19 protein-coding genes and 2 riboswitches are annotated in these 24,356 nt (G+C 51.6%); of the genes, 1 reads left to right on the top strand and 18 read right to left on the bottom strand.

Going from position 1 to position 24,356, the window contains the following annotated elements:
* Nucleotides 1-65: 65 nt before the first annotated feature.
* A riboswitch (purine riboswitch) is annotated at nucleotides 66-167 on the bottom strand.
* 123 nt (nucleotides 168-290) lie between these two features.
* The 18 genes from FH749_10825 to FH749_10910 all read right to left on the bottom strand — a co-directional run bounded on the left by FH749_10825 (nucleotide 291) and on the right by FH749_10910 (nucleotide 22,758).
* A complete protein-coding gene (locus tag FH749_10825) occupies nucleotides 291-1,049 on the bottom strand; it encodes a transposase (GenBank protein ID MTI95958.1) in 759 nt (252 codons plus the stop codon).
* A gap of 170 nt (nucleotides 1,050-1,219) precedes the next feature.
* Complete coding sequence (locus FH749_10830) at nucleotides 1,220-2,605, bottom strand: NCS2 family permease (GenBank protein ID MTI95959.1); 1,386 nt, start codon at nucleotides 2,603-2,605, stop codon at nucleotides 1,220-1,222.
* 128 nt (nucleotides 2,606-2,733) lie between these two features.
* Nucleotides 2,734-2,835: riboswitch (purine riboswitch) on the bottom strand.
* A gap of 255 nt (nucleotides 2,836-3,090) precedes the next feature.
* Complete coding sequence (locus FH749_10835) at nucleotides 3,091-4,521, bottom strand: SLC13/DASS family transporter (GenBank protein MTI95960.1); 1,431 nt, start codon at nucleotides 4,519-4,521, stop codon at nucleotides 3,091-3,093.
* A gap of 21 nt (nucleotides 4,522-4,542) precedes the next feature.
* Nucleotides 4,543-5,409, bottom strand: a complete 867-nt coding sequence (locus FH749_10840) for a succinate--CoA ligase subunit alpha (protein MTI95961.1) — start codon at nucleotides 5,407-5,409, stop codon at nucleotides 4,543-4,545.
* A gap of 4 nt (nucleotides 5,410-5,413) precedes the next feature.
* Nucleotides 5,414-6,526 carry a succinate--CoA ligase subunit beta gene (gene sucC / locus FH749_10845; GenBank protein ID MTI95962.1) on the bottom strand — a complete coding sequence of 371 codons (1,113 nt, stop codon included), beginning with the start codon at nucleotides 6,524-6,526 and terminating at the stop codon, nucleotides 5,414-5,416.
* A 4-nt stretch (nucleotides 6,527-6,530) separates the two neighbouring features.
* A complete protein-coding gene (locus FH749_10850) occupies nucleotides 6,531-7,775 on the bottom strand; it encodes a hypothetical protein (GenBank protein MTI95963.1) in 1,245 nt (414 codons plus the stop codon).
* Between the two features lie 17 nt (nucleotides 7,776-7,792).
* Nucleotides 7,793-8,983 (bottom strand): pyridoxal phosphate-dependent aminotransferase, encoded by a 1,191-nt coding sequence (locus FH749_10855; GenBank protein MTI95964.1) that lies wholly within the window; start codon nucleotides 8,981-8,983, stop codon nucleotides 7,793-7,795.
* A gap of 27 nt (nucleotides 8,984-9,010) precedes the next feature.
* A complete protein-coding gene (locus FH749_10860) occupies nucleotides 9,011-9,877 on the bottom strand; it encodes a creatininase family protein (protein MTI95965.1) in 867 nt (288 codons plus the stop codon).
* Nucleotides 9,877-10,893, bottom strand: a complete 1,017-nt coding sequence (locus FH749_10865; GenBank protein ID MTI95966.1) for a nicotinate dehydrogenase medium molybdopterin subunit — start codon at nucleotides 10,891-10,893, stop codon at nucleotides 9,877-9,879. The genes FH749_10860 and FH749_10865 overlap by 1 nt, the downstream gene beginning before the upstream one ends.
* Complete coding sequence (locus FH749_10870; protein MTI95967.1) at nucleotides 10,877-12,154, bottom strand: nicotinate dehydrogenase large molybdopterin subunit; 1,278 nt, start codon at nucleotides 12,152-12,154, stop codon at nucleotides 10,877-10,879. The genes FH749_10865 and FH749_10870 overlap by 17 nt, the downstream gene beginning before the upstream one ends.
* Complete coding sequence (locus FH749_10875) at nucleotides 12,151-12,627, bottom strand: (2Fe-2S)-binding protein (GenBank protein ID MTI95968.1); 477 nt, start codon at nucleotides 12,625-12,627, stop codon at nucleotides 12,151-12,153. Before FH749_10875 ends, FH749_10870 begins: the two co-directional genes overlap by 4 nt.
* Nucleotides 12,617-13,507 (bottom strand): xanthine dehydrogenase FAD-binding subunit XdhB, encoded by an 891-nt coding sequence (locus FH749_10880; protein MTI95969.1) that lies wholly within the window; start codon nucleotides 13,505-13,507, stop codon nucleotides 12,617-12,619. Before FH749_10880 ends, FH749_10875 begins: the two co-directional genes overlap by 11 nt.
* Nucleotides 13,508-13,702: a 4-oxalocrotonate tautomerase gene (locus FH749_10885; protein MTI95970.1), complete on the bottom strand. Its 195-nt coding sequence runs from the start codon at nucleotides 13,700-13,702 to the stop codon at nucleotides 13,508-13,510. It abuts the gene before it with no gap.
* 19 nt (nucleotides 13,703-13,721) lie between these two features.
* The gene (locus FH749_10890) at nucleotides 13,722-15,587 is read right to left on the bottom strand and encodes a TRAP transporter fused permease subunit (GenBank protein MTI95971.1); all 1,866 of its coding nucleotides are present in this window, start codon (nucleotides 15,585-15,587) and stop codon (nucleotides 13,722-13,724) included.
* Nucleotides 15,588-15,667: 80 nt separating this feature from the next.
* On the bottom strand, nucleotides 15,668-16,666 hold the full coding sequence (locus FH749_10895) for a TAXI family TRAP transporter solute-binding subunit (protein ID MTI95972.1): 999 nt from the start codon (nucleotides 16,664-16,666) through the stop codon (nucleotides 15,668-15,670).
* A 161-nt stretch (nucleotides 16,667-16,827) separates the two neighbouring features.
* Nucleotides 16,828-18,933 (bottom strand): PAS domain-containing protein, encoded by a 2,106-nt coding sequence (locus tag FH749_10900; protein ID MTI95973.1) that lies wholly within the window; start codon nucleotides 18,931-18,933, stop codon nucleotides 16,828-16,830.
* Nucleotides 18,934-18,955: 22 nt separating this feature from the next.
* Entirely contained in the window at nucleotides 18,956-19,690 is a 735-nt protein-coding gene (locus FH749_10905; GenBank protein ID MTI95974.1) for an ABC transporter ATP-binding protein, read from the bottom strand.
* 11 nt (nucleotides 19,691-19,701) lie between these two features.
* The gene (locus tag FH749_10910; protein ID MTI95975.1) at nucleotides 19,702-22,758 is read right to left on the bottom strand and encodes a hypothetical protein; all 3,057 of its coding nucleotides are present in this window, start codon (nucleotides 22,756-22,758) and stop codon (nucleotides 19,702-19,704) included.
* A gap of 468 nt (nucleotides 22,759-23,226) precedes the next feature.
* Here FH749_10910 and ltrA point away from each other — a divergent pair.
* Nucleotides 23,227-24,356 (top strand): group II intron reverse transcriptase/maturase (gene ltrA / locus FH749_10915; protein ID MTI95976.1); only part of this gene is annotated, 1,130 nt, incomplete at its 3' end.

The raw sequence follows: 24,356 nt of genomic DNA on the forward strand, positions 1-24,356 counted from the left end.
CCTGGGCTTTTATCCCTTCGGTGTAGCCAAAAAGGCCTGCGCCACTTGGACCGGCCGCACCGGAACCCTAGGCGCACTTTCCCCGTAGTCAGGCAATTTACGGTTGCCTGGTAGATACTCCCGGGCCCTATCCCCAGGATTATACGGCCAGTTCAATTTGTATCTCCATCATACCTCTGACGGTAGGACAAGTCAACGCCAAATCCGAACAAAAATCAACAATCTACCAAAAACATTCGCCCACCGCTGCCCACCCGGGGACGGAGGTTCATTGCGCCAAATCAATTCGGCTAAGCCCTGCTAATTGTCCTGCGGCTGATAGCCAACATCGCCGCCAGCTCACTTTGGGTCAAAGTGGTCTGGTTTTTCAACTCCCTCAGCACGCTGTCCCGTAATTCTTTTTTAAGATCTCTGACATCGCCTGGTTTCAATCCGAATTTCTGGTTGAGAAAATCTTCAATCACCTGGTGTGGGTCAACAGTTTCCTCAGTTGAATCATAGTCAATAAATTTATCGTCATTTGCAGCATTGGTGTAATCCAATAACCGGATAATGCTATCCTCGCAATATGCCATTAGCGGAGTCTTATTTATCAAGCTGTCAGGGCCCCTTTGACAGTAACTCTGAAAGCTACTCCAGGCAAAATCTCCTGGCCTGTTTGCAAGTCCGGCCTTGACTGGATTGTTGTGGATATAGCGTGCGCAGGCAAGATATTGAGATTCGGACGTAATGGCTTGGCTTCTATACCGGTCCTGAAAGAGATGGCCTATTCGCTCATACTTTTTATTAAAATAAATTGAATAACGGATACCGATACTCTTCATTACCAAGGAAAGTGGAGTATCAGTTTCCTTAAGTAGCAAATGAACATGGTTATCCATCAAACAAAAGGCATTCAATTCGAAGGGATACTTCTCTTTGGCCGCTTGCAATACGTCGAGATATTTGTGGCGGTCATTATCATCGCGAAACAAAACCATTTTGTTAATGCCTCTGGTCATTACATGATAATAGCCGGAAGGGCTGTGCTCCCTCGCCTGCCGAGACACGGTTTTCACCCCTTAATACTTATTATCGCAAAGCAACTCAGGCCATTCTCGCAGCTGTTGCTCATGAGGTCGAAAGTGCCCACCGAACCTCCGTCCCCCAATGGGCAAAAATGCCCGGGCGTTTTGCCCGGGCATTTGTAGTGCTAATTGGGTATTCGGTTTGACTTGGTTTAGGCGAAGAAGTGAATCAGGGAGATTGCTGCTAGCACGTAGATGAACCAGTTGACTTCTTTGCCTCTGCCGGAAACCAATTTCACCAGCGGGTAGGAGATGAAACCGATGGCGATACCGTCAGCGATGCTGAAGGTGAAGGGCATGAAGGAGATGGTCAGGAAGGCAGGCAGTGCTTCGGTGAAGTCTTCGAAGTTGATGCCGGAGATGGCACCCATCATCAGCACGCCAACGATGATCAGTGCAGGAGCAGTTGCGGCTCCAGGAATCATCAGGGCCAGCGGTGTGAAGAACAGGGCCAACAGGAAGAGAGCACCGGTAACAACTGCGGTCATTCCTGTGCGGCCACCTTCGGAGACACCGGCGGTACTTTCTACATAGGTGGTTACAGTTGAAGTACCCATGACAGCGCCAAAGCCGGTGCCAACTGCGTCAACGATCATTGCCTGCTTAACCTTGGGCAAACGACCTTTGTCATCCAAGAAGCCGGCACGAGCGCCTGTGCCCAGCAAAGTGCCCATGGTGTCAAACAGGTCTACAAAGACAAGGGCGAACAGAACCATAAAGCCCAAACTGATGGCGCCTCTGAAGTCCAGATGGAAGGCAACTTCGCCAAGAGCACTGAAGTTTTCTCCCAAATTGAGGGTAACAAAACTGCCGAGGCCGCTTGGAATCTGGGTGACAGTTTCAGTGCCGGTACCAAAGAACCAGCCAATCAGCGGAGCACCTGCTTCATAAGCTTCTGCGGTGGGGAAGAACCAACCGAGGAAGGTTGTAATGATGATGCCGAGCAGAATTCCGCCACGAATTTTAGCTGCGATTAGCGCCGCGGTAATCGCCAGACCAACAATCGCCAGCAATACCGGAGGTGATGTCCAGTCACCTAGTGTTACCAAAGTATCAGGATATGGAAGTATCATACCAGCGTTTTTAAGGCCAATCAAAGCGATAAACAGACCGATACCAGCAGCAACCGCCTTCTTGAGAGAACCGGGAACGGCGGCGTCAATCCAATTTATAATACCGGTTATTGCTAATACAAAGAATGCGATGCCAGAAATCAAAACTGCGCCCAAGGCTGCTTCCCAGCCGGCAATCGGCGCCACTGTGAAAGCAAAGAAGGCGTTTAGGCCCATACCACTTGCCAGGGCAAAGGGATAGTTAGTTACGAAGCCCATAAGTATGGTGGTCAGAGCGGCGGCCAGGATCGTGGCAGTCATAACCCCCTGGAAGGCGTTGGGGGTATCGATTGCCGCTGTCAGAATGCCCGGGTTGACAACAATAATGTAAGCCATGGTCATGAATGTTGTAATACCGGCAATGATTTCTGTACGAGTATTAGTGCGATGCTCTTTCAGTTTAAACTGCTTCTCGAAGAAACTCATGCAATTACCTCCTAAAAATTATTTTATAATAAAAATCCAGGTGTAAGGTTTCCAACGAGAAACCTGCACCTGGATTTCTACCCAATTAAAGTGTACGGCATTATATGCCGCCCTGAACATGGGCACAAATATCACGGGCATTTTCTCGTAGTCAGACAATTTACGGTTGTCTGGTAGAGACTTTCGGGCCATATTCCCGAATTTATACGAGTGCTGCGAATTATTTTAGCTACAGTAAAATAATAAACGCAGACACCGAACTCGTCAACAACAAAATGTCTATGCAGTCAAGCACAGAATAGAGCGTCAATTGTGTGCGAGTGTGCCGTGGATTAATAATGGCGTGTTCAGGTTTATTATTTACTCTATTCGACAATCAGCAAAAAAATCCTTCCGAATTTAAACTAGATTTAAATAGTTCACGTTTTTTTATTTAATATTCAATAGCAGCCCCCGAAACCGGGGGCCACGATTAAAAGTTACAATTAACCAAAAATCAGAAAGGAGATTGTTACACAGACCGCCGCAACCAACGTAATTGCACCGCCTGCTCGGGCGAAATCTTTAATTGTAAAGTATCCGGCCGAATAGGGGATAACATTGGTGGGGCTGGATGTTACTAGGATGAAGGCCAGCGAAGTGGCAATTGCTGCCGGTCCGGCCACCAACCAGGGGTTGAGACCCAGCTCCAATGACAGAGCAATCACTATCGGGATAATGATTAACCCCGTCACTGTATTGCTGGAGAAACAAATCTTCAGCAATTCAACGATTAAGACGACCACAAAAATTCGCACAGCCGGCGACAGTGCGCCGATATTAGATAAGGTGGCCCAAGCCAGCCAACGGGCAGCACCGGTCTCGAACATGCTCATGCCAATGGACAACCCGGCAGCGATGAGGACGATTGATCCCCAATCCACTGTCTTCTGGGCCTCCTTCCAGGTGAGAACACCGAGGCCCGGTAGAAACAGTAGGCAGGCGGCCAGTAATGCCACAACCTCCGTGGGCAGCGAGAAGCCAAGATAGGCATCCAAGAACGGATCAAAGAGCCATAGGGCGACGGCCAGCAGGAAAATGGCCAAGGTAGCCATCTCTTTTCGAGACAGCGCCCCCAACTCCCTCAGGTCACCTTTAATCTTATCCAGGGAAATAGGCAAGACTTCCACTTCCGGCGGAAATATACGCACCAGAGACAGCCAGGACAAGGGCAGAATCATCAGCGTTGCCGGTAAGCCTACAGCCATCCAGCGCAGGAAGTTGATATCCACTCCGGCCAAATCTCGCAGATATCCCATGGCAAGAATGTTGGCACCGTTGCCTACCGGAGTGGCGATCCCCCCCACAGCACAGCCCCAAGCGATTGAGATCAGGAGGCACTTACCAAAATTGCTCTCTAGGGGTTTCATGCCGGCGCCCTTGAGAATGCCCACCGCTACCGGCAGGAGCATGGCGGCAACGGCCATGTTGGTCACCCACATCGATAGAACCGCGCCGGTGGTAATAAAGGCAAGAATTACCCGGCGGGAGTTGAGGCCAATCCGGCTGAAAATCATCAAGGTCAGGCGGTTGGTCAATCCAGAACTAGTGAGGGCCGCAGATATAATCATTACAGCGATGAAGAATACGACAATCGTATTCCCAAAACCCATCTCAACCGCGCTGTTGAAACTCAAGGGTCCCATCAAGGGCAAAAGTAGCAATGCAATGAGGCCGGTTACCGGAAATGGAATCGCCTCGGTAACCCAGAGCACGATGGAAAATGCCAGGACCGCCAGCGAGGCTTTGCCCTCACGGGAGAGGGCAATCGCCTCGCCGTCCCTGACAATCGCACCCGGCTCCGGGAGAAAATAAATCACCAGCAGCAGAAGCGCTGCCAAAGCGACAAACAAATAGCGTTTGCAGTTTTGAGTCACAGTTTATACGCCTCCCGATGTTTACGCCAGCAGCTCTTTGAGCAGACGACCGATATCAAAAGGGGTGTCGGCAATGTGGGCACCATTTTCGGCGAGAATCTTTTGTTTGCTTTCAACTGAACCGGCCGTGCCTTCAACAATCGCACCGGCGTGGCCCATGGATACGCCCTGAGGGGCAGTCTTGCCACCGATTAAAGCGACGACCGGCTTTGTCATCTCCGGTATAAATTGGGCAGCCTGTTCTTCCATGTTGCCACCTAACTCACCAACGACAACAATCCCTTTGGTCTCTGGACAGCTCTCAAATTCCTTGAGCACCTCCACCGTAGTCGTGCCAATCAGCAAATCGCCTCCAATTCCAACAAAGTTGGAGATACCAAACCCAGCCTGAACAATCTGGAAACAAACCTCGTTACCGAGACTGCCACTGCGGGTAACTACCCCAATTGAACCGGGCTTAAACACATGGGGCAACCAGGATGGCATAATACCAATCAGGCTGTCGCCGGGAAACACCAGGCCCGGTGTGTTGGGACCGATGATCCGCGCCCCATTTTGCTCGGCGTAGGCCATTATTTTCATTGTATCGTGGACCGGAACTCCATCGGCCAAGACGACAATCAGCTTGATGCCGGCTTCAACCGCTTCAAAGACTGCGCTCTCCACCAGCCGGGGAGCGATGAACATAATCGATGCATCAATTTTGTGGGCAGAAACTGCTTCCTGGACAGAATCATAGACAGGAATGCCTTGGACTTCAGTGCCGCCCCGGCCCGGCGCCACGCCGGCGGGAACTTTGGTGCCATACTCCACCATTCTTTCCACCCAAAACCCGGCTTCCTTGCCGGTAATACCCTGAACAAGTACATTCATTCCTTTTGATAGCATATATTTACTCCCCCTTAGCCTTGTACGCGGCTGCTTTTTGGACTATGTCTCGGGCGGCCTCGTCTAATGTTGTATGGGGAGAGATGCCCAGGTAATCCTGAACCAGCTCCCGAGCTCGTTCTTCGCCTGTGCCCATTACCCGGAATACAATTGGAATATTGATGTCATTGGCTTTCATTCCCCGAATGATTCCTTCCACAATCACATCAGTCCTTGCATAGGCACCAAACAGGTTGACGAGAATTCCGTTCAAATCGGAGCGAGTGGACAACAGATAGTTCAAGGCCTCCTCTGAGCGCTTGTAGAGCTCACCGCCCACTTCCAGGAAGTTGGCGGGCTCGCCACCCATGTGGGAAACCATGTCCATGGTCATCATCGTATTACCAGCGCCATTGGCGAGGATGCCGATATCGCCGTCGAGTCCGACATAGCGCATGCCTTCTTCCTGCTCTGCTCCCATCAGTTTGACGCCACCACCGTTGGCATCCAGAATCATCTTGCCGTCAGCGGCCAGTAGTTTGCCATCGCCGGTGAGCACCAACGGATTGATTTCCACCAGTTCGCTCTCATAGCGGGTAAATAGTTTATATAAGTTCACGGCAATTCCTGACAGCTGCCGCAGGATTGTACCGCTGAAACCTGCCTGCTGAAATAAAACCAACGCGTGATGGGGATAGAGACCCGTGAGCGGATTAATCCAGTATTTCTGAATCGCCTCGGGATTGGAGTCAGCCAATTCCTCGATGTCCATGCCGCCAGCAGCAGACACAATCAGCACCGGCTTCTTGGCTGCCCGGTCCATTGTGATGGACAGATAAATTTCTTGCTTGATGTCCAGTTTCTCTTCAATCAGCAAACGCTCAACCGGTTCACCCTTGATGTCCATGGCCAACAGAGCAGCAGTGCGCTCCCGGACCTCTTCGACATCATCGGCAAACTTTATTCCGCCCGCTTTTCCCCGGCCCCCAGTGAGGACCTGGGACTTAAGAACTACAGGGTAACCTACTTCCGCCGCAGCTGTAACCGCTTCTTCGACAGTAGTTGCCGGCCGGCCGACGGGCGTGGTCAGCCCGGCGGCGGCAAACAACTCTTTGGCTTGATATTCAAATAAGCGCATCGCTCTAAACCCTTTCAATTCCGGCGGCGTTGAGTATTTCTACGTATTCCTCATCAGTGAGTGGACCGTTCTTCTCGACCGCACGGTTTTTTACTGCCTGCACCAACTCGGCAATCACTTCATCGGTCGGCTTGGCGAAGCCCAGTTCATCCAGCTTCCAAATTACATTGGCCTTGCCGGATTTCTTGCCCAGGACAATTTTATGGCTGCGGCCAAATACTTCTGGCTGCACAGGTTCGACAGTATGGGGGTTCTTCATCAGGGCAGCGGTGGGAATTCCTGCTTCCCAGGTGTAGATTCCATCACCGGATACCGGCTTGTTGGGCGGGAACTGCCATTTGGACATTTGCTGCACTTCTTTAGCTACTTCGTAGAGAGCCTTGAAATCGATTCCAGTCTCGCAACCATAGAGCAATTGGGCCGCTACCGCCAATTCTTCGGTGGGAGCGTTGCCTGCCCGCTGACCAAGGCCGTTGAGGGTGCTGGCGATAGAGTTGGCGCCAGCCTCTACTGCAGTCAGTGAGTTGGCAACTGCCAAGCCCATATCATTATGGCAGTGAACTTCCAGGGGAATATCGCCAATCCAACCCTTAACCTGCTGGGCCAGGAAGCGCATGCCTGTGGGATTTATACAGCCGTTGGTATCTACTAACGATACACGATCGACAATCCCCTCGGTTACTGCAGACTTCAACAGCTTCTCCATGAACCCATAGCGACCGCGGGTACTGTCAATCATGAACAGATAGGCATACAGTCCCTTTTCCTTGGCAAGATAGAGGGCATCAAGGGTTTTCTTGATTACCTGCTCTTCCTCCCAACCAAACTGGTATTTGAGTCGGGGATAGGATGCGGGCAATTCGATGATTGCGCCCCATACGCCCAGTTTATGAGCCAGCTCAATATCGCCGACGGTGGCCCGGGAAAGAACAGTAATTTTCGCATCCAGTCCTTCCTGAACAATCGCCTCGATTGTCTTCTGGTCAGCCTCGGATACAGCGGGAAATCCGGCTTCGATGTACTGAACACCGGCCTTGTCCAACAGTCGGGCAATGTGAAGCTTGTCTGCTTTGTTAAAGGCGACGCCCGCTGCCTGCTCACCGTCCCGGAGGGTGGAATCGTGAAATTCCACCTTCCGGCCGGCTGTATTCAATTCATTTTCCTGAACGAAGTTATACTGGCTAACCCACCACTTATCGTTTACCCAGGGACCTCTTTCCAGATCCAGGGTGTCATGAATCTTAACCATTGTTGACCTCCTCGCGCTTATAGTTCCACTAGCAGTTTTTCAATCCGTTTAAAAGCCTCATCGATTTGTTCGGCTGGCGACAACAGGGAGATACGCAGATGCCCTTCAGCTGCTTCGCCAAAAGCTGTGCCCGGGAATACCAGGACGTTAGCCTTCCGAAGGATCAGCATCGCCAACTCCAGAGAGGTCATGCCGTATTTCTCGATATTGGGATAAATGTAGAAGCTACCACCCGGTTCACAGTAATCCATGCCTAGCTTGTCCAACCATTTCATGGCCAGACGCCGGCGCTCATCGTAGATTTTGGTCGTCTCACGAACACAATCCTGGGGGCCGGTTAAGGCCGCCACCGCAGCCTGTTGCGACAGAGCAGGAGCGCAGATTGTGAATGAGTATTTGATGTCGAGCATCTTTGAGCAAATAAACTCCGGCGCAATCAGGTAGCCAATTCGCCAGCCGGTCATGGAGTAGGTTTTGGAAATCCCGCCGATTGTAATTACCCGATCACGAACTTCGGGGAAGACTGCAATGTTACAGTAGTCAACATTGTCGAAGATAATCCCGCCGTAAATCTCGTCAAATATAACTAGGATATCGCGCTTATTGGCAATCTCCATTACCTGCCTCAGACTCTCGCGGCTGAGGATGCAGCCGGTGGGGTTGTTGGGGCTGATTAAGAGCAGCGCTTTTGTGCGGGGAGTTATCAGCTTATCCAGCTTCTCCGGGTCAATCTGAAAGTCATTTTCCATATCGGTGGGCAGGGAAACAATCTTGCCGCCCGCCATCTCAACCAATGTATCGTACGGAGTGTAGCGGGGCTCGGGGACAATGATCTCCTCGCCCGGGTTAAGCAAAGTGAACAGGGTGATGGCAATCGCTTCCTGGGCACCTGTTGTGACCATGACGTTCTTGTCTGGGTTGACAACGTGACCGGTGCGGCTCTGATAGTCATCGGCAATCGCCTTCCGCAGCTCCGGTATTCCTATCCACGGGGTATAATGGGTAGAAGGCTTGCCCAAATCCAAGGCCTCTTTGGCTGCGGCGATGATATGGGGCGGGGTCTCCAAGTCTGGGTCTCCCCGGCCAAGGCTGATTACATCCTTCATTTGCCGGGCCAGGGAGATCATCTTCACCCGGTGGCTGTCAGGGGTCTCCAGGACACGCTTGGCAACGAAGCGGCTGCCCATTTCGTTTTGAATTGTACTCATCTGTGTTCCTCCTCTCCCTAGCCGGGTTTAGAATCTTTCGGGGAAATCCTGCTTGGTGATTTCTACATCAACATCCTTGAGGCCGATTAAGAACTCGGCAAACAATTTGCTCATGCGCTCATAGATTTTTTCGCCCTTTTCACGGCTGGCCAACTGGGGATTCCCCATAACACCGCTCTCACTGTACTCATCCTGGTTGAAGGCCATGCGAATCGGGTATTTTTTATACTCAAAGCCAAACCCGGAACCGGAATCCTTGACACTGCCCTCGGGCAGATATTTTGGTGTTGTCGGCATTGTGCGCTTAAAGCGGTCAGTACGAACCAGCTCCGGACAAATCAGAAGCCCAGCGGAAGTCTCGATTTCACCGGCGTGCCAACCTGGCAACTCGTCGGGAGCGTCCAGAAGGTCTTCACACAGCTCAGCAAATACCTCGGTGTCGGCAGCGTAATTGATGGCCAAAGCACCGGTCTCGTAGCGAAGGGCCCGCACTACCCGGTCCAATGTGGGAGCATTGGAAGTATGACCGGTGGCAAAGACAACCTTCTTGAAGCCGTGGAAAATCAAGCTGCGGCCGATATCATACATCACGTTAAAGAAAGTCTCATCCCGCAGGGTGATTGTGCCGGGAGCATCTTTACGCATGTGGAAGGGAGCGTATCCAACCGGAATCAGGGGAGCAACAGGAACCTGGGCAATCTTTGCCGCTTCAATCGCTACATGATAGCCGGCGTAACAATCAATTCCAGTGGGCAGATGGGGACCATGCTGTTCGGTGCTGCCAACGGGGACAATAACCACATCGGTCTTTTTTAACCATTCCTGGACTTCCACCCAGGTCATATCAAAAATTCTCAACTCTTGCGCCTTTTTGTCTTTGTCTGTTGTGTTCATTACATTTCCTCCTGTTTTTTAGATTGTTCGGCTAGTGCCTTTAGTATTTTATCGGGAGTGGCCGGCAAGTCGTAAATCCGGACTCCGATTGCATCGTAAATCGCGTTGATAATTGCTGGGGCCGTGGGCAACTGGGTAGGCTCAGAAATCCCCTTGGCGCCAAACGGGCCTTTTTCTTCGGGTTCTTCGATAAAGTCGACGATAATTTCTCCCGGAGCATCCATTGCGGTAGGGATTGCATAATCCACGAAGGAGTTATTCAACACCCCTCCCTGCACCTTATCCTCGAGAATTTCTTCCATCAAAGCATAGCCCTGGCCCATGACCACACCGCCTTCCACCTGCCCCTCGACCATAATCGGGTTTAACACCCGGCCGCAATCGTGAACAGCGACGATTTTCAGCACATCCACCTCACCGGTTTCGGTATCTACCTCAACTTCCGCAATCTGGGTGGCATAAATATGGGTTTCAAACGGTTTTCCCTGGCCTGTTTCGGGGTCGAGACCGGTCAGAGCCGGGGTATAGGATTCGGCGACAATTATTGGCTTACCCAACTTCCGTTCACTGTGCCAGGCAGCCTCCTCCACAGTCATCGCCACCGTGGGATAGCCATCAAAAATAACCTTTCCCGCTTCCAGCTTCAGGTTTTCAGCGTTGGCAAGGCCGAGCTTGATTGCCGCTGACTCAAGGAGCATCTGCTTAGCGACCTCCGCCGCTTTCTTTACGGCATTGCCTGCCACATATGTCACCCGACTAGCACCGGTTCCGTGATCGTAAGGCGTGGTCTCAGTATCGGCGGTTACCATGCGAATTGACTTAAAGGAAATCTGGAGCACCTCGGCTATAATCTGGCTCAGGGCTGTGGTTGCCCCCTGCCCTTTATCCACCATCCCTACAAAGGCGGTCACACTCCCATCGTGATTGACCTTGAGAAAAGCTGAAGCAGGGTTGGGTTTGCCGGTGGAACCAATTGGATAAAACATTGTGCCAATGCCTTTACCTCTCTTCTTCACACGCGTCCCCTCCCTTTCCGCAGTAGTCAGCCAATTCAGCTGCCCGCCGCAGAGACTGGATTAGCGGCTTGCTCTGCAGCATCTGACCGGTGGGCATAGTACCGATATCGCCATATAAAGTCCGGAGACGATATTCAAGGGGGTCAAGGCCCAGCTTTTCCGCAATCGAATCGGTATGGGATTCGTAGGCAAAGCAGACTTGGGGCACACCAAAGCCCCGCATAGCACCGCCAACTGCGGCGTTGGTATAAACCAAAAAGGCATCAGTCTTGACATTGGCGATCTTGTACGGACCGGCCGCATGCACAGCCGCCTTGGTCAGGGTTTGGTTACCCAAGCCTACGTAGGCGCCGTTATCACTAATCAGGCGTATTTCTCGGGCCAGCAAAGTGCCGTCCTTCTTGACCCCTGTCTTGTATTTCATCAAATACGGATGCCTGAGGGTTGATACCTCGAACTCCTCTTCCCGGGTAAAAACCATACGCACCGGGCGCTTAGTCTTCATCGCCAAAAGTGCTACCCAGGGCTCAAGAGTTACCTCGTTTTTCCCGCCGAACCCGCCACCAACAGCCGGCGTTTTCATTTGATACTTATTCATCGGCAGCTTCAAAATTCGGGTGAGCTGGGTGGAGAAGGAGAAGGGACGGGATGTGGAAGTCCAAATAACAAGTTTGCCGTCGTTCTCCACCTCCGCCAAGGCGACATGGGGCTCGATATGACAGTGCTCATTCTTGGGGGTATAAAAATTCTCTTCTATAATCAGATCCGATTGGGCGAAACCTGCCTCCACATCTCCGGACCTGATTTTGATATGGGCAGCGATATTGCTATCCCCGTGAACCAGTGGCGCATCTTCGGCCATAGCAGCTACCGGATCCAACACCGGCTTCAGGGGCTTATATTCAACTTTTATTAGTTTCAGTGCTTTCTTGGCAATCTCCAAGGTATCAGCTGCGACAACGGCCAGGGCATCGCCCTTAACTCGCACTTTGTCGTCTGCCAAAACAGGCTGATCTTTGTGCGAGAGCCCGTAACGATTGACCGGCACATCCTTATGGGTAATTATCCCCCGAACGCCGGCTAGCTTTTCTGCCTGGGTTGTGTCAATGCTGAGGATTTCAGCATGGGAGTGCTCGCTGTACAGGGCCTTGGCGTGGAGCATTCCCGGACGATACAAGTCCTCGCCATAGATTATCTTGCCCGTAACCTGCTGCTCTGCGTCATGCCTGGGAATCCTTTTGCCGATTATGTGGTAGCTCATTCAGACACCTCCCCGCGCATTTCCCGGGCCGCCGCCTTGATGGCCCGAATCATCTTGACATACCCCGAACACCGACACAGGTGGCCGGAGATCGCCAGACGAATTTCTTGCTCGCTGGGGTCGGGGTTCTTGGCCAGGAGCGCTTTTGCAGTCAACAGAATGCCGGCGCCGCAAAATCCACACTGGAGGGCGCCTTCGCGCACAAATGCCTTCTGCAGTGGATGCAGATCATCAGCACTTCCCAACCCTTCCACAGTCATAATCTCTTTGCCGTCCGCCCGGGCAGCAGGATAAATGCAGGAGTTTACCGGCACCCCGTCCACCAGGACAGTACAGGCGCCACATTCACCGTTTTCACAGCCACGTTTGGTGCCTGTCAATTGCAGACGCTCCCGGATCATATCCAGCAACAATTCCCTACCGGTTACTTCCACATCCATGGGTTCACCATTGATTGTGAACTTAATTAGCATCCTGCTTCACCCCGCTTTCTCCTGCACGCTTGATGCTCAGCGTAACAGCGCGTTTTAGAAGCACCCGGGCAAGGTTTTGCCGATATTCCTTGGTTGCCGGAAGGCTGGTCCGCGGTTTAATCTCTGTTTCCATTATTGTTACCGCCTCGGCCTCTGTTTCAGAGTTCCATTGTTTTCCCTGTAGAAACGCTTCTGTCTTGGTCAACCGCAGGGGAACCGGCGCGGCGGTGCCCATGGCAAGTCGACAACTGCTAATCGCACCAAACTGGGAATCCAGGCTGAGGGCAACTCCGATATTCATAATGCATAACCGCATCGCTTTCCGTTTACCAAACTTTATAAACGCAGAACCAAATTCCTCTGGCGGCAGAGCAAAACGAATTTCGGTCAAAAGCTCATCCGGACGCAGATCTATTTTCCGTGGGGCCAAAAAGAACTCGTCAGCAGGAACAATTCTTTCGCCCTCGGACCCGGAAAGAATAAACTCTGCTCCCAGCACCAGCAGGGGGATGGCCACATCGGCGGAAGGAAGCCCTGTACAAACGTTGCCACCGATGGTCCCCATATTTCGGGTCTGCAAGCCCCCGACCTCCTGGGCAGACTCACTAAGAACCTGGAATTGCTCTTTGAGTACCGGATGCTCAACAATCGAGGTTAGGTCAGTCATTGCACCAATCGACACACCCTGATCGGTTACAAGGATCTTATCAAGACCAAGCCGGGAAATATCCAACAGCGTTTGCGGCGTCTCCTTGCCGTCCCGGACACGCACCATTAAGTCGGTGCCGCCGGCCAAAACTGCAGTAGTGTCCGGGTTACGGGCCAATACTGTCAGCGCTTCTTCCAGGGTTTTTGGACTTACATAACTGATTTCAGCCACTTATTTCACCTCTTCATCAACCCGGAGGGTGCCACCCCAGGCGAGATTGGTTTTGGGGATGTCTGTAAACTCCACTTTCACCCGCTCCGGCTTGGTCTGGGCAATCTCCGCCATCGAGGCAGTGATTGCCGCAGCCAGTTTCCGCTTCTGTTCCAGTGTCCTTCCTTCAACCCATTCAACTTTAATTGTCGGCACTACAAACACCCCCTTTTATTTAAGCCTCTTGGATTTTAGCTTTTTTTTGAGTGTAGAAGGTTAGAGCGTAAGCAACGGCCAGCAGTCCGGCGCCAATCATGTCATTGATTGGGAAGAGCAGCAACAGCGAACCAGCAATCAACAGACCCCGTACCAGCCAGTTAGTGGTGCGCAACTGCAGACCCCGGGCCAACGAGTATACGGCAACCAGAGCAAGAATTGCAGTGTAAATGATTGTCGTAGTTTCACCCTGGGCAAGCAGCGCAGGCCGATAGACAAAGAGAAATGGAACCATGAAGCCAACGATTGCCAGTTTCACTGCTTTCCAACCCGTTTCCATCGGTGGCGCGTCGGCGATACCCGCTGCAGTGAAGGACGATATCGCTATTGGTGGCGTTATCGTGGATATACAAGCATAGTAGAGAACAAACAAATGGGCTTCGAGAATCGGGATGCCAATCTGGGTAAGGGCGGGAGCAACAACAGCCGCGGCAACAACATAGGCAGGAATCGTTGACATACCCATCCCCAAAAGCAAGCTGAGGATCATTGCGAAGAACAGAACAAAGAACAGCTCGCCGCCGGAAATCATAATTAAGAACCGGCCCAATTTGACGCCGACACCGGTCAGTGTGACAACACCGATGACGATACCGGCGGTCGCTGTAAGGGGCGCCAGTTTCATTGTTCCCACTGCACCGGCATAAAGACCATCGAGTATTTTTTTGATAATGACCTTGGGATTTCTAACCTTAACGGCGCCTAGAAGGACAACTGTAAAGATTGTGTAGACTGCCGCCATTGTTACCGAAGACTTTTGCACAAAGAGGAGATAGAGCAGAACCGCAATCGCCGACAGGAAGACAAATCCGTGCTTCAGCGAACCTTTTACTGACGGCAACTGATCCTTGGGCAGACCAACTAAATTGAGGTTTACCGCCTCGAAATCAACCATAAAGAAGATGGATATAAAGTAGAGCAGCGCCGGCAGTGCGGCCGCCACAATCAGGCTGCCGTAGTTGATACCAGTAAGCTCAATCATAACGAAGATTACTGTGCCCATAACTGGGGGCAGGAACTGTCCACCGGCTGAAGATACAGACTCCACCGCGCCAGCAAAGCTGGGCTTATAGCCGATATCTTTCATCATTGGAATTGTAAAGGAACCAGTCGTGGCAACGTTACCAGCAGCGTGGCCGGAGATTGTGCCAAACAGGGCGCTGGCCAAAACTGCGACTTTGCCCGGACCACCCCGTGTATGACCGCTGACCGCCATTGAGAACTTATTGAAAAATTCGGCAGCGCCAAAGGCCTTAAAGAAAGCGCCTAGAGTAATAAACAGAATCGCAAACGACGCTGAAGCCCTTAGGGTGGAGCCATAGACACCTTCAGTGCTGAAGATAAAACTTACGGTGCGGCCAAGGCTATAACCACGGTGTCCCAGCAATCCGGGAATATATTCACCCACAAACGGATAGGCCAGGGCAATCAGTGCCACCAAAGTAAAGGCCCAACCGGCCGTCCGACGGGATGCTTCGAGAATCAGGAAGATCAAGAGAATACCAAATACAATATCCAATTGGGTCGGCATCGAGCCCGCCCGGTAAATCAGACCCTGAAGCTCAACATGCAGATATACCAACACCGCCACACTGGCCAAAGCCAGGACTATGTCAAGGATGGCAGGACGGGTTTGCTGCAGCGTCTTTTCGTTTTTTGTTGCCGGCACCAGGGAAAAGACCATGACCAAGGCCAAGGTCAAGTGGGTGGCTCTGAATAACCAGGGATCTGTAGTAAATGCTGTTACCGAGAGGATGGTATAAAGAACCATCAGTACTCCGACGCAATAGATTATCGCCTTGGAGAGGCCTTGTAATTTTCGCATTTGTCGACAACCCTCACATTCTATGTGTTATTAGAGGGAGGAGGAGAGAAGCAGGGCCTCTCCCCTCACTACCAAGTTAATTAATCGATGGGCAATACTTCAGCGGGGAGTTCAAGTCCTAATTCTTCGTAGTACCTGTACGCGCCCGGATGCAGGGGAATCATGCCTAAACCAATATCCTCGGGATCGATTGTAGCAAATCCTTCGTATCCACTTGCCAATTGGTTTTTATTTTCATAAGTTGTCTTAACCATATCGTAGACGAAGTCTTCAGGCAGATCGCTGCTCGCAATCAGAATGCTGATTTCGCCTGCAGTAACAAAAGGTTCTTCGATGCCCTCGTAGATACCACCGTCCATAGTAACTTTGAACATATCAGTGTGTTCAAGGATAAATTCGTCGGTAAAATCACCAACACCGAAAACGTTCAAATCGTGTGACGCATTAAGTTCGATAATTGAGGGGTGGATACTACCCATAACTGCAGATGCATCCAGACCGCCGTCCCGCATCAAGTCGTTTGCTTCGCCAGGGCTGAGGTTGCTGATTCGATCAGGCGTTATGCCAGCCGCTTCTAAAACTCTCCGTGCCCAGGTATCTGTTCCGGAACCAGCGCGACTGAGGTTAATATGTTTACCTTCGAGATCTTCAATCGAACTAATGCCGGAGCTTTCAAGGGCAAAAAACTGCAAAACAAAGGAATCAAAGGTGAGAACAAGGCGAAGATCCTCCATCTTGGTGCCTTCTGCAAAACCAGTGCCCTCCAGGCCTTCCCGGGCCAAGTTAGGAGTAGTTGCTGAAATCTCCAACTCCCCGGTGTGAACCAGCTGAACATTTGCTACTGAACCGGCGGTGCCTTCCGGGGTAACATCCACATCAAGCTCATCACTGATTAAACTGCTCCAAATAGTAAGCTTATTGTAAGATGAGGAACCAACACTACTTGCGCCTAGCGAAAGCCGGGCCAGTCCGCCGTACTTAGCGTCCGGGTCGAGTTCTTCAGAACACCCTGCGACAGCTACCATTGCAACAACCAGCATAAGAGATAGGACAACTAAAGAATACCGCTTTTTCGACATAAGATTAAAATACCTCCCTGTAATGGTTTTCACATTATTTAATTGCAAAGAGTATGCCACACCCCGCAACCCGTAACTTCAGGGACAAGCTGCTCTTAAGCAACAAAAAACTGGGGCAGCTTACCCCAGTTACAAGGGAAAGCTGCCCCAGTTCACCCCATTCAATTTATTTTACCCTCCAGGGCACGTAACATAATCAGCCCCTTTTGTGTAATTACACTGCCTTTTCTACCCTGATGAACCTCGATGAACCCCCGCTGCGCGAGAACATCCAACTTGCGGCGCACAGTTTCCGGTGTTTCAGCAAAGCCAGAGCGATTCAATTGCTGAGTAAGACTGGTCCGCCCCATGCCAATACTGCCTCTGCGTCTTTGGGCCAACAGCCGCAGAATGGCCGCATACTCCTCCAATTCCTGCCCCTTAATCGCCCGGAGGAAATCGCTGATCTCACTTGCGCCCCCCTTGGTTGCCGTTGGCTTGGAGTAAAAATTCAGCAAGTCGACCGGTAAATCCTGAATCTCTACCTGGCGGCCCTCAACAGTGTACCATAGAGATTCGATTGTATTTTGCAGCTCACGTACATTGCCTGGCCACGAATATTGAACGAATAAATCTGCAACCTCGGTGGCGAGAAAGGAGTTGATATCCAGACTGGAATCCAGTCGTTCGAGGAAAGTTTCCGCCAAGAAAAGGATATCCCCTTTACGCTGACGCAACGGTGGGATATAGAGAGGAAAGGCATTAAGTCGATAGTATAAATCCTCCCGGAAAAACCCATCTTCAATCATTTGTTTGAGGTCCCTGTTGGTAGCGGCAATTACCCTCACATCGACGGGGATTATATTTTCGCTTCCGACACGGATAACCTCTCGCTCCTGCAGCACCCGCAGCAACCGCATCTGTACATCAAGGGAAATATCGCCGATTTCGTCCAAGAAAATTGTGCCGGTGTGGGCTTGCTCAAAAAACCCTGCCTTACCGCCCTTTCTGGCGCCGGTAAACGCCCCTTCTTCATAACCAAAAAGTTCACTCTCAAGAAGGTCTCGGGGTAAAGCTGCACAGTTAACCGCCACAAATGGCCCCTCCGCCCGGGGAGAGTAGTTGTGCACCGCACCGGCGAATAATTCTTTACCGGTGCCAGTTTCACCGATGATAAGCAAATTCGCGTTATTCTGGGCAATTTTCTTCCCCTTATTGATTAATTCAATAGCCTGGGGCGACCGGGTTTTTATATCGTCAAAATTATATTTGGCGACATGACCTTTTTTAATCACGTCAGCCCGCAGTTTATGTTCAAGCTTTCGAAAATCACCAAGCTTGTTCAGGCTGACAACCATACCCGAGTTGAGCGGAATTTTATTAACGATGTATTCCTGGCCGAAATGTTTTTCAATTGTATTCAATTCTTTTTTACCGCTTGCAAGCGTATTACCAATCTCTAAAGTTGGAATCAGGTCGGCGACTTTTTTCCCGCGAACGACACTTGCATCCAGGTCCAATTGCGCCCGGATTGCCTCATTAAAAATCTGAATCCGTCCCTCGGCGTCAACAGCGATAATCCCATCGCCAATGTTATTGATAATTGTCTCCATCAAATCATTAAGATCCTCAATTTCATTAAAGCTGGTGGATAACTTACCGCTGATTTCAATAACATCGCTGATATACCGAGCCGACAAACGGTTAGCCGAATTATCCAGCAGGTCCAGGCGCACCAATATCTCCATCATAGTCGAAAGGTCAATGGTCCGAACGCCAATATCAACCACGTTCTTTACCTCGGAGGGCACAGAGTCAGGTTCTGCGGGCGTAATCGCAGTATCAACCTCAGGAACGGGCGATAGCCCGGGATAAACCGGCACAAGTCGCAGGTTTTTAAACCCTAATGAATACAACAAAGAAACCAGTTCTTCAGCAGTCTCCCGCTGGTCATTAACCACCATGACCTTGGTCCCGGATCGAATTGAAAGGAGTTTATATATTTGAGAATAGTTTATTGAGCGCCTGGCTATCAGAACGTTCTCTAACCCTGGTTCTAAAAATGGCACCCGTCCCAGTAGAGATTGGGAAGACACAACTACCAAATCATGGTCAATAACTTTATGGGCATTGACAGGCATGGTGTCGATACAAAAACTAGTTATTCCCACCTTGTCGCCAATCAAATTTTCCAATTGAGCCGCCAATATCCGCCTATTATGCTCCCCTTTTGTTAGCAGGAGCAGATTTTTTCCTTTATACTTATGTTCTACTCGCTGTGTGGTCACTACATCCCCTCCTAGTTTAAGTCTAGCAAAAACACTTTAACTCATCAAAGGATTGAATTGCCAGAACAGACAAAATCCCCCGCCTTTTCTTGCGGGGGGATGCTCTTACTCCCTGAATATCAGGTTTATCGTTGTATTCGGCATCCTCGGCAATTGCCAGGTCATGGGTGACGACAATGATACAGTAGTTCTTATTGTGGGCCAGACGACGCAGGATTGACATGACCCGGTCGCCGTTGGCGGTATCTAGATTACCGGTGGGCTCGTCGGCCAGCAGCACCCGCGCCCCGCTGGAGAGGGCGCGGGCGATGGCCACCCGCTGCTGTTCCCCACCCGAGAGGTTGGCAAGATATCGCCGATACTTCTCTTTGGTGATGCCCACGGCCGCCAACAGCTCCTTTGCCCGTTCCTTGGCCTGAGCCAAGGGCACGCCGTTCAATTCCATGGGAAAGCAGACGTTTTCCAGCACCGTCAGCAACGGAAAGAGATGGTAGGCCTGAAAGATCATCGCCACCCGCTCCCGACGGTAGCGGTCGAGATCTAAGTCGGCCAAGTTCTCCTCACCGATGAAGAGCTTGCCCTCCCCGGGCTTATCCAGCCCGGCCATGAGGGAGAGCAGGGTGGTCTTGCCACTGCCCGAGGGGCCAATGACCGCTGAGAGGCTACCGCCTGCAAAATCACAGGTGACGCCCTGCAGCACGTCCCGATCCCCGTTCTTATACCGATAACCTACGTTTTCTAATCTGAGTCCAGACATGGTATCCCTCCTTATTCCTTGACCTGCAAGAGTTCCAAGGGCATGCGGTTGGTGACGGATATGGCACTGAAGAGAGCACCCGCCAGACTTCCGGCCAGGTAGAAGCCAGCCGAGAGCATGGCCGGACCCATGAGAACACCAGAAACGTCCTGGCGCAGGATGACCAAGGCGGCCAGACCCAAAATCAGGCCCACCATACATAGAGCTACCTGTTCCCAGCACAGCATGGCCCGGGCGCGGGCCTTGGTTGTGCCCAGGATCCGCAGGAGAGCGGCTGCCTTAGTGGCCTGGAAGATCAAGAGCACCGCTAGGCCCGCCGCGATGAGCACCGACACCGCCATGGTCACCGGGAAGAGCACCGCCATCAGTTGCAGGTTCTTCTCAAGCGGCTCCACAACATTGGCCAGTTCGCCATCCCAGAGGAGGTAGTGCAGGGGCACAGTGCCAGCGCCGGCGCTGAAGTCGGCGTGCATCTGGGCCCGGAATTCCGGGAGCTCCCGGTTCTTGGCCGGATCCAAGACGAATTCTGCCACAGAATAGAAGAGACCACCCTCCTCTACTTGCCTCAGTACCGAGAGGGGCAGCAGGATGGGCTCGGAGGCATCGCCCTTGACCGATCCCATGTACCAACCGGCAATAATATAACTGTCCATTGTCCCCTTAAAGGAGATCATGACCTCTTCTCCGGGGTGCAGCCCCAGTCGCGCCAGCAAGGACGCAGGCATCAACACCGGCGACGCTTCCTCTTCTGGCCAGTCCCGGGCAAAGAGACCCTCGTCCCAGCCATCTGCATATTCCACTGAGATGTTGCTGCCACTCTTGACGAAGAACTGCTCTGGTTGGTCGAAGGCACGCAGTGCGATCATCGTCTCGGTTCGTTCGCTGTCCCAGCCCTCGCCCATGAATGACGCCTGCCGTGCAATTGACCCTCCCTCCAAGTAGGCGCTTTCCACGAATCCACTCCTCAGAATAGCGTTCACCGTACGCTCCCCAATGAATCCGCCTAATGAAGGGCTCGAGGCCTGGGCCTTTACAATGGCCGCCTCCACCTGGGTGGTGCGATAGAGCCGGTCCAGTTCAGCCTCGTTTCGCTCCATGGTCCAGCTCATCCACCCCAAGGCCAGGGTAAAGCACAGGGCCACCGCCACTGTCAGGGCAGACTTGAGGCGGGCGCGGCGGATGTGCCTCAACACATAACGGGCGCCCTGGGCAAGGCCGAGCTTGGTAGCGCCAGCTGGGACCTGCCCCAGGCTGAAGGAGACAGTGGGCAAAGCAGGCAGCGACTCCTGGCCCTCCGTCGCAGGTAATTTCCCGACGTCCCCGGCATCAGCTACTGTCTTTCTTCTGGCTGCCGCCCGTCCCGCCACATCCTGCAGCAGTTCCAGGACGGGGCGATGGGCCGTCAGCACCGTTCCGGCATGGGTAAAGAGCAAGAGCAGAGCCAAAGCCCCGGCAGAAAGCCCGACAAGCCAGAGGGGCGAGAGTGCGGTGGAGGGGTCGATTCCCCTGGGTACTTGAAGAGAGGCCAGGGTGTCGGCGGCCTGGCCCAGTGCGTATAACCAGGCAGTGATCCCACCTACTAAGATACCGGCAGCTCCCACCAGAGCCATGGGTTGGAGCATTTGCCTGACGGCGACAAATTTCGGGACACCTAAGGAGCGAAGGATGGCAAAATTCCGTCGCTGCTGCCTCAGGTAGATGAAGGCTGCCAAAATCAAGGCCAGCACCAACACCAGAGCAAAAATCCCTGCACTCATGGCGGCAGATCGCTTTATTGGCCCGACGGAAGCATAAAAATTTTCCCAGTCGCCGGCATCCAGGAAGGTAGACCGCATACCCAGCTCTATCAACGCCTCCTCATTTTCTGCCTGGAAAGCTTCGATATCCCAGGGCGAACTGAGGACGAAACTGTAATATATTGCGCGGTTCCAATGCCAAGCATCATACTCAGCAGGCAGGCAAGAATCTGGGATATACATGAATAAGTTATACCCACCAGTAGAGGAGCCGAATACACCCACGATCTCGAACTCCTCGGTGTAAGTCTCATAATCCTGCCAGAGCCCCCAGTCATCCTGGCCGGGAATAATATAGCCATAAATGGGCTCCTTTAGATTCCTGAGCTCCAGCGTCAAGCTGTCTCCCAGCGCGAGACCGCGTAATTCAGCAAAATCTTGGTGCACCACGGCGACGCGGCAGCCTTCGATGTCGTCCGTTCTGTCCAGCCAGCGCCCTTGGGTCAGGTAGAATTCCCGGGCGGATTCTTGCACGGCGGGCATGACGCCCATGTCCTTAGTTCCAATTACATGCAGGGCGCGTTGGTTTTCCCTGATAGCCGTGATCTCTTCCCCCAATCCTACCAAGGCGGGATCGGAGAAGGCCGCATCTGTCCCGGGCACCACCGGCAACAGCCACAGTCCGTTGTCGTTAAGGGGCCTGAGGACGAGATTACTTGGTTCATGCGACAGTTCAGAGCGATACCAGGCCGTAAGCAAGTAGCGCTCCCCCACCTCAAGGGAAGCATAGGCTGTTTCTAAACCATCACCGTAATCTTCCGAAAGCCAGTCCACCTGGATGCGACTGCCCTCCCGGATATGCTCTGGGTAACCCGCCAGCACTTGATCCACTTGGAATGTGAGTATGTAGCCAGTAGGTTCAGTAGATTCAGTAGATATTTGGGACTTGGATCTCAATTCCCCGTAGGCCACCACAATATTGTTAAATAATGACATGTCGGGCCCGCCGCCTACATGTGCGTTATAGAGCCCTTGCAGGACCCCGGAGCAATGCCTGCGCCGGTCTTCTAAGGCTACATATTGGCTCTCGGCTACCAATTCCGCCCCTTCACTTAAGTCATCCCACTGACCGGCCCCTTCCAGGTAGCCGATGGTGCGGAAATAGCCGGCCAGGCGGTCGATCTCCCGGTCCACCACCAGGTATTCCACAGCCCGGGCGATAAAGGCGAAGGAAATTAGCCCCACTAGAAACAACAAAAAGAGAGTGCGCCCCCGTTGGCGCAAGGTGGACTGCCAGCAGATATTCCTAACCCTTACCCCTGTTCTTCTCATACTTACTTGCCCCCTTCGATATCTATGTTAAAGAGACAGTTAACAATATGTTCGTCCAAATTGCTAAAATTCCTGTTTAATTATGGAAAGTTTTTGGTATTCAAAACAATCTTACCCTTCAGGAGCACAAAGGAGAGCTACAATTACTGCAAGACTTTCAGTAATAGCTTATCCCGAGGAATTGCGCGGTTCATGGAATGACTTGATTTCGAGCAACTGGCGATAGATCATCGGGGCTTGCTTAATCAGCTTCTTTTGCCTTCGTTCTGCAAGTTACTACCTACATTCCCGGAATTTAAACGAGGGTTGATTCCACACCCAACGCAGTGTAGCGTGAATTCCCGTCCTTGCTGCTGCGCATGATTCGCCACACCCTGGGGGCAAGTAGCGGCCTAGACCAAAGCCTGCCATGCTGTCGAAGATTGTCGAAAAGTGCCCAGGGAACCTCCGTCCCCGGTGGGCAGTTCAATGGGAATCCATTGGGCACAAGTGGAACAGAACGTGAATAGGCTACAATCCAGAATTGCTAAGGCAACAGTTCAGGGAAACAAAAACCGAGTCAAAAGGCTACAGCTGACCAACTCCTTTTATGCGAAGGCCTATGCGGTCAAGAAAGTAACCTCAAATAAAGGGAAGAACACCTCTGGAATAGACAAAAAGCTTTGGTCAACTTCGGCCTCGAAAATGAAAGCAGCCTTATCACTGACGAATAAGATGTACAAAGCAAAACCCCTTAGGCGAGTTTACATTGAGAAAAAAGGCAAGAACAAGAAGCGACCGCTGGGAATCCCCACAATGTCTGACCGCGCAATGCAGACACTCTATGCACTTGCTCTTGAACCAGTTGCTGAATCCACTGCAGACAACGTCTCCTTCGGTTTTCGCAAAGGCAGAAGTGCAAAGGATGCCTGTGAACAGATATTTTGTGTGCTGGCGAGAAAGTGTTCTCCAACATGGATACTCGAAGGAGACATTAAGGGCTGTTTTGATAATATCAATCATGATTGGTTAAAACAGAACGTCCCCATGGATAAAAGGATAATGACACAATTCTTAGAATCAGGGTTTATTTACGAGGGCAATCTATTTCCTACGAGTAGCGGCTCACCTCAAGGAGGAGCTATCTCAAGTCTATATGCAAACATCACCTTGGATGGTCTCGAAAAGTTAATTCAAGATAAGTACCACAGAAACTCAAGAGGAAAAATTAAGAACCATTTCCGAGCAAAAACTAAGGTGAATTTGGTGCGATACGCAGACGACTTTATCATCACCGCAAACACAAAAGAAACAGCAGAAGAGATTAAGGAGATTGTAAGCCAGTTCCTTAATACCAGGGGTCTTACGCTATCTGAAGAGAAAACCAGAATAACGCATATAGATGACGGTTTTGATTTCCTCGGATGGACATTTCGGAAATTCAAGGGGAAGCTCATCGTCAAACCATCAAAGGATTCAATAAAAACCCTTTTAAAGAAATGCTCCACCATTATTCTGAAAGAAGGAAAAGCTAGTAGTCAATCCGACCTTATCCGCAGGCTAAATCAAGTGATTAGAGGATGGTCTAACTATCACAAACATGTTGTGGCTAGCAAGGC

Source organism: Bacillota bacterium (assembly GCA_009711825.1).
In the GTDB taxonomy this organism is placed as follows: Bacteria; Bacillota; Proteinivoracia; order UBA4975; family VEMY01; genus VEMY01.